Genomic DNA, 13,282 nt, shown 5'->3' with positions numbered 1-13,282 from the left:
CCTAGTTAATTATAATGTTGCATTATTGCTTGTGCCCAGGATGAAATAATAAACAGGCAAGATAAATCGTAAATAAACTGTTAAAATCTTTTAAGTGAAAGCCAGTTTTTTCGGTAAATCGATCTAAACGATATTGCAGCGTATTTCGATGGATAAAAAGCTGCTTTGCTGTATTGGTGCTATGACCATTATTTTCTATAAATGTTTGTATGGTATGTAGTATTTCTTTATCTTCTTTAAAAATAGAAAAGCAATGATAAAAAAGCTCTAATTCATTTTCTAATAATCTATGGATAAATAGTGTAGGGAGAATTTTTTCAAACGATAAAACATTTTGGGACGGAATAATCTCTAAACCTTTTGAAAATAACTCTCTTTCTTGGGTGAAAATTACTGGTAATGTTGTATTTAATTTTACTTCTTTTCCGATAAAAAAAGTAATAGTTGCATAAAAATCTGATTGTATCGCTTTGGAAAAAGAAGCGAATGCCTCTTCTTGTAGATTGTGTTGATTTTTCTCCACTATCACCCCTTCATGATGATTTTTCCAAATCAATAAATTATTTTTGCCAATAAAGTCTGTAAATGCGTCGTTCATTAGTTTTTTTTCCCATTCTTTCCCTTGAATATGAAACTGAATCAAACGAATGGATGTTGCTTCTATATCGGAAGGAATTTTACCTTGCAAAAAAAGAAATTGTTTCCATACTAATTCTTCTTTGTGATTTTTTTCCTCTAGTATAAAATAATCAAATAAGTTTTTAAGTAAATCAAGCTGTGAATCATTGATTTCCTTTTTAGGGATCCCAAACCATTCTTTCTGAGCAGAAAGTATAAACCAATGATATGTTTCTAGTTGCGATGATGAAGGGGGAGATGTTTGTTCAATTGCATGTTGGAAGTAAGAGAGTAATTTATGTTTCATAATGCCTCCTATAGCCATTAAAGAAAGCGATTAATTTTTTGTTTTAATTTTATAATAGAAAAAGGGTGCCGGCAATAAATAAAAGAGAATCAGAAGTTAGTACTATTCTCTCTGATTCTCTCCATAGACAAAACTTAAACAGTGTGTGGAGGGTCTTCTTCGGGGAGATCCCTTGCTTCCTCGATATTAGTAGTATCGGCTCGATGAACAACATAACCGCCGCCCATCCCTTCATTAATCATACGGTCAATATCTAGATAGGCAGCTTCTTTCCCTTCGTATAGCAAATCTTTTTTCTTCATTAATATCCCTCCTCTGATTAGGATGGATAGATTCAACGGCAAATATTCTCTCTATTTTGTTCAGTCTTTAATCATTGTATGGGAAAGCTGATAAAAAAGATTAATCAGCTGCCTGCAGCGTTTTGTTTCAATTTCTTCTTCATCAAACAGCATTGGTTTGCTGTTGATTTCAAATATATAATAATTTCCATCTTTATCTACACAGGCATCTATCGAAAATTCTCCAAAAAACCCAAAGTGCTCCGATAAAACAGGTCCGCAATTTTCCACTAATAAGTGAATAAAGTCATCATGTTCTGCAGTTTGAACGAGATCATAGGAAAGCAGTTGACCGCCATTTGGTATATGAGTAGTAATTTCTTGGGAAACAGACTGTCTTATTCCTACACCTGTTAACGTATACTTATCATGATTATAGGTGATGAGAATGCGGAAATCATAGCGATGATCATGAAATAGAGCGGCATCAATCGTTTGTTGAGCAATAAAAATCGTGTTTTTTTGTGATTGCTCGAAACTTTGCCAAAATGAATCGAAGGATGGAAAAGTGGATGTCGTAAACGAACTGTTGCATATGATGGAAGAATCTTCATTAAAATAAATATTAAAAATATTTTTTCCTTTATATCCTTGTACTGCTTTAATATATATATTTTTATGTTTAAGTAGGAAGGTGCCTAATTCCTTTTTTTGTGTGATTAAGATTGTTTCTGGTAAGAATTTTTTTAATACTTTATCCATTTTTAAAACTTGGTACAGATCAAACTTATTAATAAAGGAAGGGTTAAAATAGGGAATCGAATTATTGGAAAAAATAGCGATAGCACGATGAAAAGACGAATCTTTTTCTGTTTTTCGAAATGGAATTCTATTATATACGATATGTGGAAGCGGACTTTTTACATATATCCAGCGATTTTCATCATGGACGTATGCAAAGCCGCTTATACCGTTTTCTTCGACATCTTCGGGAGCAAAGACAACGATGATTCCACCTAAAGCTCGCAACTCTGTTTGCAGCCTAATAAATAGTGGACCATTGCCGACTAGTTTCTTCTTATTATTATAGGAAGTGAGAATTCCAACAATCGGCCCAGCGTTTTTTTCTGTTTCCACAATAGGAAACGGGTAATGATGATTTTCAACTGTTTTAATGGCAGCAAGCTTTATCTTATTGCTTCCGATTGTTCTATCTTCTTTGTTTACTATACTCCAACACCTTTTTTTGGAGTCATAATAAACATTCATCGGTACATATCCTCAGGTTTTTTTATACTTTTTTCCATCAGGAAAATGGCGTATTCTAAAGAAAGTCTTCTTGTTAATACATCATATTTTTTTAAGGAAGGGTCTTTAAAAATACTTCTCCCTGGTTTAGAGTTTGCTTCAAATAGCCATACTTTTCCTTTTCGGTCGATTCCAATATCAAAACCAATTTCTCCAATAATTCCTTCTAATTGTTTTTCCAACGCGGCGCTTATCTTTAAGGAAGCAGCGCTTAATTTATTTTGTAGTTCCTTTGTTTCAATATCTATTTCTTCTAATTCCTCTATACTTTTAATCATTCCGCCGTTATTAATATGTGTTGTAACGCTTCCTGATCCGGCAATTTTTGCGGAAATGGCAGTAACCTCCCATTGACCCAATCTATTTTTATTTGTATGAATACGAAAATCAATTGGCTTTTTATCAGATCGAATTAAATAAATTCCTTGTTGAATAATAAAATTGGTGATGTTTTTGTTGCGAAAAGTGTGATTGATCAATTTTTCAAGGGATTCAAATTTTTGCAGACGATTTTGTCCAGTGCTATCTTGAAAACGGACAAAATAATAATTTTCTTTTTTATCATAAATTACTTGATAAATGCCTTTACCTAAACTGCCATTTTTCGGTTTTATATAAACATGCCCAAAGCTGCTGAGCATTCTTTCTACAGTGGAAAACGAGGTGAACAGGTGCGTTTCAGGTAAATAATCAGCAATGCTGTTTTCTTGCAGCAAGCGTTCATAAATATCTAGCTTATTAAAAAATCCAGGATTATACCAAGGGATTAAATAGTCCTTTTGCAACCGGTTTTTCGCCATTTTTATCCGTGCTTGTTTTTCACTTTTACGATTTGGAATCCGATCATACACGATGTTTGGGAAAGGCACTTCTATTGTCTTCCAACCGCCATCGCTATAAAATAAACCATTAATGGTAGAATTATCCCAATTAATATGCTGTTCGCCAAATAAAAAGGCAATCACGCCAACTGTTTTTTGAACAGACAACAGCTTAGAGAAGATAAGTGTCCGATCACCAATGGGTCTTACTTTAATGGGAGAAAAACCAGAAGTGAAAATGCCGATTAACGGACCAATATAAAGGGTATCATGATCAAAAAAAAGATGAACAGCAGAAGATTCTACAGGAATGTGAAGTGCTTGTGCAAGGTCTTGACTAATGCTGATGATATTTTTAGATTGTTTTTTTACGATGCTATCCATTTTTATGGAGCCAAATGATATTTTTTGTAAAGGAAGTGCTATTTCACTTTCATTTGGGATAAAAATCGTGTTGCGTTCCTGTGAAATAATCTCAATCGGATACTGTTTTTGCATTCATTTTTCCTCCTTTTTCAGCAAGTATAGATGCTGCATAAAGTGTGGGAGCTTTATATAATTGTTCTTCTAAATGAGGATAAGCGTTTAAGATAACTTTCCTTCCTGGTTTAGAATTAACATCAAGAATCCATAATGAGCCATTTGCTGTTACACCGATATCCACTCCAAGTTCAAACAGAGAAGGAAATGATTTTTCTAAAACAGGAGGAATAGTGGAAAGGATATCATTCACCTCATTTTCTAAAAAGTTTTTCATACGAAAGGAAGTGTGTTTTAACCAATCACGAAAGGGGATAACATCAGCTCCAGCACTTAAGTTGGAAATGATTCGGTTAGGCTCCCCTAAACGAATTCCTTTTTCGACTATTTCCCATTTTCCAGAAGGTTTTTTTTGTAAGAGGGAACGAATGTCAAATGGCTGCTTGCTTTGATTATATAAAGGTAAATATGCTTGGCTTAAATAAGCGTTTTTCGCTAATAAACCGTTTAACCAGGCAATAAATTTTTCGGAATCAGAAAAGCTATGTTCTACCTGTTTGTTTTTTTTGTCTGTTTTTACAAAAATTTCTTTGTTTCTCTTTTGGATAAAATAAATGCCATTACCTTGTGAACCGTTAATTGGTTTGATGATGACAGGTTGAGCAGTAGATAATTCAGCAAGTAATTGTTCAGCATTGCGCAGCGTTTTTGTTCTCGGAATGTATGCTTTTAATCTTGATTCTTTTAAAACATCATAAAGGGTTAATTTATTCGGCAACCCATTGCCAATAAACTTAATATCTTCTCTGTTTTTTAACCAGGAGACGATATTTTTGCATTGATGAGAATGGCTGCTCTCATGATAGAAACAACGGTCATAAAGAATGGTAGGAATAGGGAATTCTCCTGTAACCCAAGTGTTGTTTTCATGGTTATACATACGACCCTTTACCTTTTCTGTAAAAGGATCAAAAGTGGATGGAACAAAATGAAAAATTTGAAAGGCAGATGGATCACAATAATTAGCAATTCCATTTATATAACTAGATTCACTGTCAAGGGAAAGCGTCATAATACCGAAACGATTCATTTTATCTATCTCCTTTGTCATTAAAAGATTAGAACATTTTTTTCGGGAAGAACAAGGCGGTTCCGCTTTTCTTTGTCTAGCTCCAGCACCTAGCCCCTGTGAAAGATAACCTCTTGTCTCTAAAAGTAAAAAACACTTTTTGAGCCAAGTGAACATTTTTCTTCAGGGCTGAACAATGCGCTTGCGCTTTTCTAATTTGGAAAAGAAAGTCTTATAAAATATTCTAATAGGGCTTTTGTAGAAGGTCTTACTTTAGTAGAAGGTTCGTCAAGACTTTTAGAAGGTTTGGAGTTTGCTTCAATAATCCATAACGCTCCATTTGTATCGACTCCTATGTCAATTCCCATTTCTCCTAAATAACCATCCGTATTTTCACTAATAATTTCTGCCACGTCTGCAGCTAATTTTTTTAATTCTATTAATAACGCTTGAGCGTGTTCTTTTCCGAACAATAGAGGTAAAACAGTTTTCGCCTGCAGAAGTTCTGCTCCTTGTGCTAAATTTGCGACAAATGCATCATTGTTTGCGGCACGTGCGACAATGGAAGTTGCTTTCCAATGATTATCATAATTTTTATGACAAAGCACACGGAAATCTAAGGAACGCCGCTGGAATGGCTGAAAATCTATCCCTTCTTGAATAAGATAGATTTTATCTTTCGTAAAACGTTGAATCCATTTCCAAAGTTCTTCCGTAGAAAAAAAGAAGTGTTTTTTGCCTTTCTGTTTTCCAGACGAGGCAGTAGCACAATACTTATTGTCTATTGTAGTTAGATGGATGATGTTGCGTCCTTGACTGCCATGTACTGGCTTAATATAAATGGAAGTGTAGCTTTTAACCATCATTTCTACTGCTTCTTTTGATAGTCTTTTTGTTTCTGGTAAATGCTTTTGAATACGAGCATCTTTTTCCAAAAGAAGATGTGTATCGTATTTAGAAAAAAACTGTGAGTTAAATAATGGGATTGCTTTTTCTCCTAATGATTTCTTCAAGTGTTGAAAATGGACACTGGCATCTAGTTTCCTGGAATGAAGACGATTATAAACAACAGTTGGATATGGTAAAGTAGTCTTTTCCCATTTATTGTGCTGATAAGAGTAGCCTGTTATAGAATCAGTATAAAAATCCTGTAATCCACAAACGTATATAAGGCCGCCAATATCTGAAATTTCATTTTTTAATTCTTCACAAAGCTGACGAAGAGAACGAAAATCGGGAGTAATATCATTGTTTTCTTTTATCTCGGTTAGAATAGCAACAATGGGACCTAAAAATATTGTTTCTGTCTGCCTGAAAAATTGGGCAAGAAAATATAAGTTTTGTTCAGGCAATTTAAGTTGTTCCATTACATCTTTACTAAAGAAAACCGTTTGCTTTTCATGCCGATGTTCTTGTACGACAACAGTTACAGTCGTTATTCCAATCTGAATAAACACCTTTTTATTTTCGTTAATTCCCCAGTAATGAAGCAAAGAAGGACTCATTGTAATAGTGAATCCTGAAAGAGAGGAATCCTCTTTAATGGAAAGCTGCAAAAAATGATTGGCCATGATAATTCCTCATTTTTAATAAAGACTATTTTCTCAAAGTTTGTTGTTATTTACGTAAAAAAAATGGGAGAAGAAGTACTCAGCAGACTGAATACACGTAGACTCCTGTGGGAATGCGAGAAAGACGAGACCCCACAGGAGCGAATGCGACGAGGAGGCTCGACGTTCGCTAAACGGACGAAGTGTATTCAGGCTGCGAATCTCAAAGCAACAATCTATACGAAAACAGCCTTAATAAATAATAGATGCAAATCTAGGCGAATGCTGATACGGTATCCTATGAAAAAAATGAAAAATGGTGATTACGATCCTACATACCAGAAAAATATGCAAATGAAAGTTTTCAACTGGGTTTACCATCAAGGTAATAAGCATAAATTTTCTGAAGTTAAATAGATGTCTAGCTCCAGCGCCTAGCCCCTGTGAAAGATAACCTCATGCCTCTAAAAGTAAAAAAACACTTTTCGAGTCATGAGAACATTTTTCTTCGGTGCTGAACAAGGCGCTTCCGCTTTTCTTATTAGCCTTCATTCTGGCAATATGACGGATAGTTTGTTATAGTGGAGGCAATTGCAAAAAAAGGAGTGGTTAAAATGACGATTAATTTACATGATTCTGCTTATTCACTTGAAAAGGCCATCCGTCAAAGTAATGAATATAATAATTTGAAGAAAATGTATGATGAAGTGAACGGAGATCCATCTGCTAAAGCAATGTTTGATAACTTCCGCAACATTCAACTGCAATTACAGCAAAAACAAATGACAGGTCAAGAAATTACACAAGAAGAAGTAGAACAAGCTCAAAAAACAGTAGCACTAGTACAACAACATGAAAAAATTGCAAAGCTGATGGAAGCAGAGCAACGTATGAGCATGATAATCGGTGAATTAAACCAGATTATTATGAAACCATTAGAAGAATTATATGGTCCAGCTCAATAAGAAAAGAGAGTGAATCCTTTAGGTGGTTCGCTCTTTTTGTTATGGAGAATGAGCGAGGCTTGAAGAAAATAAACGAAAGAAAAGGAGGAGTTTTGTCTAAGATAGTCGTGATAAAAAAGCGAAAAATTCCTTCGTAGTACAATAAAGTAACCCGCTCCTAAAAAGGAACGGGCAGTGTTTTAGCCATATTTATTAGAATTTACTTCCACCAAGTTGCTGTTCAGCCATTTGAACTAACCTTTTTGTAATTTCTCCCCCAACAGATCCGTTAGCGCGAGAAGTAGTTTCAGCTCCTAGGCTTACTCCAAACTCAGTTGCAATTTCATATTTCATTTGATCTAATGCTTGAGATACTCCTGGTACTACAAGTTGATTACTAGTTGCCATGATGAATGTTTCCTCCTTGAAGTGTGTTTTTGTGTTACATTTATTAGTTTAAAAAAATTGTCACATTTTATGCGTATATTTTTTTATAAAAATATTTCCAATTTAATCTCAAGGGTTTTTACCAAAAGGCTGTGTTAAAGCTAATTGTTGATTTTGATACTTAGTTGATTGGAGCGGAAAGCGGGCGATAAGCTTCGGAAATCTCCTTTTAACAGAGCTTATTTTCAGGGGAGACACCCATGCAACAAAATTTGCACCATGGTGCATGGAACGAACAGTCTCCACATTTATAGCGCAGAGCAGTGTGAATACACGAAGACTCCTGCGGGAAAGCGAGACAGACGAGACCCTGCAGGAGCGTAGCGACGAAGCGGCTCGGCGCTCGCCCGCGGAAAGCGTAGTGTATTCACGCTGCGGAACTTTTTTCAGGGTAGCCTACCGAAAAGGAAGTTGCCATTATTTATTAGCTAGGTTCTATTATGCTTGTTTTAGACATACATGATATATAAAGAAAATACAACCTAGAAACGGGGGATAAATATATGATTTATCGCTTATTAGCTTTAAATATTGATGGTACTCTCCTTCAATCAAATGGCCGTTTAAACAAATCAACAAAAGATGCAATTGAATATGTGCAGCAAAAAGGGATTTATGTGACATTAGTTACATCGAGAAGTTTCCCGTCTGCAAAAAAAGTCGCAAAAGCATTAAAACTAAATAATCATATTGTGACCCATCAAGGCGCACTTATTGCTACTAACTTAGAAAAACCGATTTATGTAAAAAGAATTGCAGATGATCTTGCTTATGAAATTGTTCGCTTCTTAGAAGGGTTTATGTGTCAAATTCGATTAGTGCATGAGAAATTTTCTCTAGCTAATAAGTCAAAGTTGAATCATAATATGTTAGCAAAAACGGTGCTGTCATCTGGAGACCCTGTCTTTTATTCTCATCAATTCGTTGATGTGCTTAGCGATGTTTTATTAGAAGAACCAGTTAGTCCCCCAAAAATTGAAGTGTATTTTGAAGATAAAAAAGACTGTACAGATGCAAAAGTGGTGTTGGAAAAAATGTTTGATGATATTAATATTGTCCAGATGAATGAATGGCGTTTGGAAATATTGCCGGCAGCCGTTTCTAAATTAAACGGTTTATTATACCTTGGAGAACAACTCGGTATAAAAAGCAGAGAAATGGTAGTCATTGGAGACAGCATGGATGATTTAGAAATGATTAAAGCGGCAGGTCTTGGCGTTGCAATGGGCAATGCATCAAATGAGTTAAAAAGGGCAGCAAATTGGGTAACAAGATCGAATAATCAACATGGTGTAGCCTATATGGTAAAAGAACATTTCCGCAAACAGCAGCCAATTGAATTTCTTCGTAAAATGAATATTATAAAGTAAGCAGATAGTTTGAAATCCTTAGTTTTGTAAAACTGAGGATTTTTTTTAAAACATAAAGTATAATGAAGATTTAATGACTCCAAAATAATAAAAGGTGAATATAAAATGAAGGTAATTTTAATAAGTGGTTTAACAGATGAGCGTTTAATTAGACCGTTAGAACATATAGGAAACTTATTTTTTGAAGATACAAAAGTGACTTTTAATAAAGAAGAAGAAGCTGAGATTCAAATCGAATTTATTGTAAGCTCTTCTGACTCCTTGTATACAATTAGTGGGCAAGCAATAAACCATAAAGGAACCAGCTCTTTTAAGAGTACAAAAAATACACAGCAGCTGACAGAGAAAGAACGTTTTAAGCAAGAAAAAAATGCAATCTCTCAAGTGTATTTAAAGGTGCTGCAAGAATATACAGGAATGGTGCAGAAATGGGGAATTCTAACTGGAATTCGCCCTACCAAATTATTGCATCGTCATATACAGAACGATGTTCCAATGGATGTGGCACATCAGTTATTAAAAGAAGAATATTTAATGTCCGATGAAAAAATAACGTTAATGCAAAAAATTATTGATCGTCAATTGGCGGTTATTCCAGATTTATACGACTTAAAAAAAGAAGTAAGCATTTATATCGGCATTCCTTTTTGCCCAACTAAATGTGCGTATTGTACATTTCCCGCTTATGCGATTAATGGTAGACAAGGTTCCGTTACCTCTTTTTTAGGGGGACTTCATTATGAAATGCAAAAAATAGGTGAATGGCTAAAAGAAAAAAATATCGCTATTACAACCGTTTATTATGGCGGAGGAACACCAACAAGTATAACAGCGGAAGAAATGGATATGTTGTATGAACAAATGCATGCATCTTTTCCACACGTAGAAAATATTCGCGAGATAACGGTTGAAGCAGGACGGCCGGATACAATTACCCCGGAAAAACTCGCTGTTTTAAACAAATATAAGATTGATCGCATAAGCATTAATCCACAGTCTTATACGCAAGAAACGCTAAAAGCAATTGGCAGACATCATACGGTAGAAGAGACGATCGATAAATATTATTTAGCGCGAGAGCATGGAATGAATAATATTAATATGGATTTAATTATCGGTCTGCCAGGAGAAGGGATTAAGGAGTTTCAGCACACATTAGACAAAACAGAAGAACTGATGCCAGAATCATTAACGGTTCATACGTTATCGTTTAAACGTGCTTCTGAAATGACACGAAATAAAGCAAAGTACAAAGTGGCAGAAAGAAGCGAAATCGAACAGATGATGAAAATGGCAGAAGATTGGACAGAACAATTCGACTATGTTCCGTATTATTTATATCGCCAAAAAAATATTTTAGGAAATTTAGAAAATGTCGGCTACTCAAAACGCAATCAAGAAAGTATTTACAATATTATGATGATGGAAGAATTGCAAACAGTCATCGGCATTGGCTGTGGAGCTTCCAGCAAATTTATTCACCCTGTAACAGGGAAAATCACACAGTTTTCCAATCCAAAAGATCCAAAAACATACAATGATAGCTTTAAAGAATATACAGACAGAAAAATTAACTTGTTAAATGAACATTTTTTTATGGAAGAAGTAAACTAAATTGTAGACAAAGTATAATTGATTATGATGACAGCCCTTGATATAGCAATTGAGTAAAGTTTGGTCAAAAATAGCCCACAAATCCTTATAATAAGGGATATAAAGGGAATCCATTTTGAAAAAAGATTGATCAAAATGGATTCCTTTCTTTTTATAGATATTCCATTTATTAAAAGGTTTTTATGATATTTCAATTAACGTTCATGATTTAAATATATTGACTTGACAATTGATGTAAGAAAATTACAGAGTATTGATCAATAGGTTTGCATCTTGGAAAATAACTAGATATGATTTAATTATCAAAAATATAAGAAAGGATGAAGCAAAATAGAAAACCAGCAACAATGGGACTATAGATAGAAAAAACTTGGAGGAGTGATCGGTAATGTCAAATATATTGTTTATTAATTTTCCAGCAGAAGGGCATGTGAACCCTACTCTCGGCATTGTAAAAGCATTTGCTGAACGAGGAGACAATGTACACTATATTACTACTGAAAAATTTAAGGAAAGACTTGAAGGTGTTGGAGCGAAAGTTCATCTTCATCCAGATCTACTTAGAAAAACCTCCATTAACGCTTCCACTCTTTCAGGGGTGCAAACATTTTTGAACATTCATATTCAAACTTCCTTAGACACACTAGAAATCACGAAACAATTATCAGAAAGCATTCAGTTTGATTTTATTTTTTATGATAGATTTGGAGCGGGTAAATTAGTGCGAGATTATTTAAATGTTCCGGGTATATCTTCATCTCCTTCATTTTTAGTGCCAAATGAATTTTTCAAAAAGCATCCTTTTCATCCAGATTCCGAAACTCCATTCCATCCTGATCAACATGCTGAAAAATTATTGGATCAAATCCAAAAAAGGTTCGGTGTTTCACCAGAGAACATGCTTCAATTCATGAATAATGATGGGGAATTAACGATTGTATACACAAGTAGATATTTTCAGCCTAACAACGAACTTTTCGGTGATAACTATATTTTTATAGGGCCAAGCTTTCCAAAGAGAATGGAAACGAATCAATTCCCTCTTGAAGAGTTAAAAGATAAAAAAGTACTTTATATTTCAATGGGAACGATTCTAGATCAAGTGGAAGAATTTTTTAACATTTGCATCGATGCCTTTTCGGATTTCCAAGGAAAGGTTGTCATAGCAGCTGGAGAAAGGGCTGATTTCTCTAAAATCAAAAAAGCACCTGACAACTTTATTATTTCTTCCTATGTCCCTCAATTAGAAGTGTTAAGTGAATCAGACGTTTTTATTACACATGGCGGAATGAATAGTGTCAATGAAGGCATCCATTATAATGTCCCTCTAGTTGTAATACCTCACGACAAAGATCAGCCAATGGTAGCTCAGCGATTAACAGAGCTTAGTGCTGGTTACAGACTATCAAAAGATAATATTCAGGTTCAGTCTTTGAAAGATGCAGTAAATGAAGTTCTATTAAAAAATGAATATAAAGAAGGAATCAAAAAAATTAATGATAGTTTCCATGATTGTGGAGGGGTAGAACTAGCACTCAAAGAAATTGATTCTTTTTTAGGAAGTAAAAGAAGTTAAATTTCATATCAAAAGTATTCATAAGGAAGACAAGAAGTGTTAAGGTTCCTCCCTAAAGGAAGTACTCTCACATTCGGAAAATCTGAAAGTAATACCGTTTTATTTGAGTAGAAAATTACTAGCGGATCATAAATATAGTCAAGAATCCTTTCATTTTATATGATTTCACTTAACTTACTTGAGCAATAAAGAAAATAACGATCTGTTTAATTGTGTGCCAGCTCATGTTATAATGAAAAACTTAGGATAATTACGACTTTTGCTCATAATTGAACGGATGCCAAGAGAAGCCTCCGCCTAGCGATAAAATATGGAGGTGTAAGAGAATGAATAAACGATGGACAATAGGTAAAATTAAAGAATTTGTTGAGAACAATTCGGAAAGTAAGTTGCTAACGACGGAATATCACGGTTTTTCTCAAAAGTTACTTTTTAAATGTGCATGTGGTAGCAGTTTTGAAAGAACATTTACGAAATTTAAAAATAATCACCAACGTAAATGTGACGTGTGCCAACCGCCAAAAGCGTCACGCTAAACGTATAGCGAATAAACGAAGTGCCGATTTCTAATTTAATAGAAGTTGGTGCTATTTTTATTTTATTCAGTAAATTTCTTTCATTAATCGTCTATTATTCTCCTATTTCTTCATTAATCTAATAATTATAACTCAAACTTCGCAGTTATAAATTCCTCTTCATGTATTGCTATAACTTGGTTTAGGGCAATTAAAAAAGGGTGATTGATTAGTCTTCTAGGGTGTTTTTTTGCAAACATTATTCCTTACAAATAGGGGCTTGCTTTCCGTTTCAGGATGCTCGCTTTCCGTGGGGCGTGCGATGAGCCTCCTCGGCGCTTGCGCCTGCGGGGTCTCATCTAACCCGCTAATCCCACAGGAG

At 34.6% G+C, this 13,282-nt stretch carries 12 protein-coding genes; 5 read left to right on the top strand and 7 right to left on the bottom strand.

What is annotated here, in order from left to right:
* Nucleotides 1-22 precede the first annotated feature (22 nt).
* The 6 genes from ACTYA4_RS21060 to ACTYA4_RS21035 form a co-directional block, all read right to left on the bottom strand.
* Entirely contained in the window at nucleotides 23-925 is a 903-nt protein-coding gene (locus ACTYA4_RS21060; protein ID WP_443482869.1) for a PucR family transcriptional regulator, read from the bottom strand.
* Between the two features lie 134 nt (nucleotides 926-1,059).
* The gene (locus ACTYA4_RS21055; RefSeq protein ID WP_443482870.1) at nucleotides 1,060-1,227 is read right to left on the bottom strand and encodes a hypothetical protein; all 168 of its coding nucleotides are present in this window, start codon (nucleotides 1,225-1,227) and stop codon (nucleotides 1,060-1,062) included.
* 60 nt (nucleotides 1,228-1,287) lie between these two features.
* Entirely contained in the window at nucleotides 1,288-2,475 is a 1,188-nt protein-coding gene (locus ACTYA4_RS21050) for a YheC/YheD family endospore coat-associated protein (RefSeq protein ID WP_443482871.1), read from the bottom strand.
* Nucleotides 2,472-3,833: a YheC/YheD family endospore coat-associated protein gene (locus tag ACTYA4_RS21045; protein WP_443482872.1), complete on the bottom strand. Its 1,362-nt coding sequence runs from the start codon at nucleotides 3,831-3,833 to the stop codon at nucleotides 2,472-2,474. The genes ACTYA4_RS21050 and ACTYA4_RS21045 overlap by 4 nt, the downstream gene beginning before the upstream one ends.
* Nucleotides 3,811-4,905 carry a YheC/YheD family endospore coat-associated protein gene (locus tag ACTYA4_RS21040; RefSeq protein ID WP_443482873.1) on the bottom strand — a complete coding sequence of 365 codons (1,095 nt, stop codon included), beginning with the start codon at nucleotides 4,903-4,905 and terminating at the stop codon, nucleotides 3,811-3,813. The genes ACTYA4_RS21045 and ACTYA4_RS21040 overlap by 23 nt, the downstream gene beginning before the upstream one ends.
* A 191-nt stretch (nucleotides 4,906-5,096) precedes the next feature.
* Entirely contained in the window at nucleotides 5,097-6,455 is a 1,359-nt protein-coding gene (locus ACTYA4_RS21035) for a YheC/YheD family endospore coat-associated protein (protein ID WP_443482874.1), read from the bottom strand.
* A 593-nt stretch (nucleotides 6,456-7,048) separates the two neighbouring features.
* Here ACTYA4_RS21035 and ACTYA4_RS21030 point away from each other — a divergent pair.
* Nucleotides 7,049-7,399, top strand: a complete 351-nt coding sequence (locus ACTYA4_RS21030; protein ID WP_443482875.1) for a YlbF/YmcA family competence regulator — start codon at nucleotides 7,049-7,051, stop codon at nucleotides 7,397-7,399.
* 192 nt (nucleotides 7,400-7,591) lie between these two features.
* Here ACTYA4_RS21030 and ACTYA4_RS21025 read toward each other — a convergent pair whose 3' ends face one another.
* A complete protein-coding gene (locus ACTYA4_RS21025; protein WP_443482876.1) occupies nucleotides 7,592-7,786 on the bottom strand; it encodes an alpha/beta-type small acid-soluble spore protein in 195 nt (64 codons plus the stop codon).
* Between the two features lie 542 nt (nucleotides 7,787-8,328).
* Between ACTYA4_RS21025 and ACTYA4_RS21020 the strand changes: the two genes are divergently transcribed.
* The 4 genes from ACTYA4_RS21020 to ACTYA4_RS21005 all read left to right on the top strand — a co-directional run bounded on the left by ACTYA4_RS21020 (nucleotide 8,329) and on the right by ACTYA4_RS21005 (nucleotide 12,921).
* Nucleotides 8,329-9,195 carry a Cof-type HAD-IIB family hydrolase gene (locus ACTYA4_RS21020; RefSeq protein WP_443482877.1) on the top strand — a complete coding sequence of 289 codons (867 nt, stop codon included), beginning with the start codon at nucleotides 8,329-8,331 and terminating at the stop codon, nucleotides 9,193-9,195.
* Nucleotides 9,196-9,300: 105 nt separating this feature from the next.
* Nucleotides 9,301-10,809, top strand: coding sequence for a coproporphyrinogen III oxidase (locus tag ACTYA4_RS21015; protein WP_443482878.1), 1,509 nt, complete (start codon nucleotides 9,301-9,303; stop codon nucleotides 10,807-10,809).
* Nucleotides 10,810-11,197: 388 nt separating this feature from the next.
* Nucleotides 11,198-12,385 (top strand): macrolide family glycosyltransferase, encoded by a 1,188-nt coding sequence (locus ACTYA4_RS21010; protein WP_443482879.1) that lies wholly within the window; start codon nucleotides 11,198-11,200, stop codon nucleotides 12,383-12,385.
* A gap of 326 nt (nucleotides 12,386-12,711) precedes the next feature.
* On the top strand, nucleotides 12,712-12,921 hold the full coding sequence (locus tag ACTYA4_RS21005; protein ID WP_443482880.1) for a hypothetical protein: 210 nt from the start codon (nucleotides 12,712-12,714) through the stop codon (nucleotides 12,919-12,921).
* The last annotated feature ends 361 nt before the right edge of the window (nucleotides 12,922-13,282 follow it).

The sequence above is a fragment of the Niallia yueguangensis genome (genome assembly GCF_052663115.1).
This window is presented reverse-complemented; position numbering and strand designations above follow the sequence as displayed.

Coding starts and splice junctions, on each gene's coding strand:
- ACTYA4_RS21055 (WP_443482870.1), bottom strand. CDS start 1,227: ATGAAGAAAAAAGATTTGCTATACGAAGGGAAAGAAGCTGCCTATCTA.
- ACTYA4_RS21045 (WP_443482872.1), bottom strand. CDS start 3,833: ATGCAAAAACAGTATCCGATTGAGATTATTTCACAGGAACGCAACACG.
- ACTYA4_RS21005 (WP_443482880.1), top strand. CDS start 12,712: ATGAATAAACGATGGACAATAGGTAAAATTAAAGAATTTGTTGAGAAC.
- ACTYA4_RS21015 (WP_443482878.1), top strand. CDS start 9,301: ATGAAGGTAATTTTAATAAGTGGTTTAACAGATGAGCGTTTAATTAGA.
- ACTYA4_RS21035 (WP_443482874.1), bottom strand. CDS start 6,455: ATGGCCAATCATTTTTTGCAGCTTTCCATTAAAGAGGATTCCTCTCTT.
- ACTYA4_RS21060 (WP_443482869.1), bottom strand. CDS start 925: ATGAAACATAAATTACTCTCTTACTTCCAACATGCAATTGAACAAACA.
- ACTYA4_RS21025 (WP_443482876.1), bottom strand. CDS start 7,786: ATGGCAACTAGTAATCAACTTGTAGTACCAGGAGTATCTCAAGCATTA.
- ACTYA4_RS21010 (WP_443482879.1), top strand. CDS start 11,198: ATGTCAAATATATTGTTTATTAATTTTCCAGCAGAAGGGCATGTGAAC.
- ACTYA4_RS21030 (WP_443482875.1), top strand. CDS start 7,049: ATGACGATTAATTTACATGATTCTGCTTATTCACTTGAAAAGGCCATC.
- ACTYA4_RS21020 (WP_443482877.1), top strand. CDS start 8,329: ATGATTTATCGCTTATTAGCTTTAAATATTGATGGTACTCTCCTTCAA.
- ACTYA4_RS21050 (WP_443482871.1), bottom strand. CDS start 2,475: ATGAATGTTTATTATGACTCCAAAAAAAGGTGTTGGAGTATAGTAAAC.
- ACTYA4_RS21040 (WP_443482873.1), bottom strand. CDS start 4,905: ATGAATCGTTTCGGTATTATGACGCTTTCCCTTGACAGTGAATCTAGT.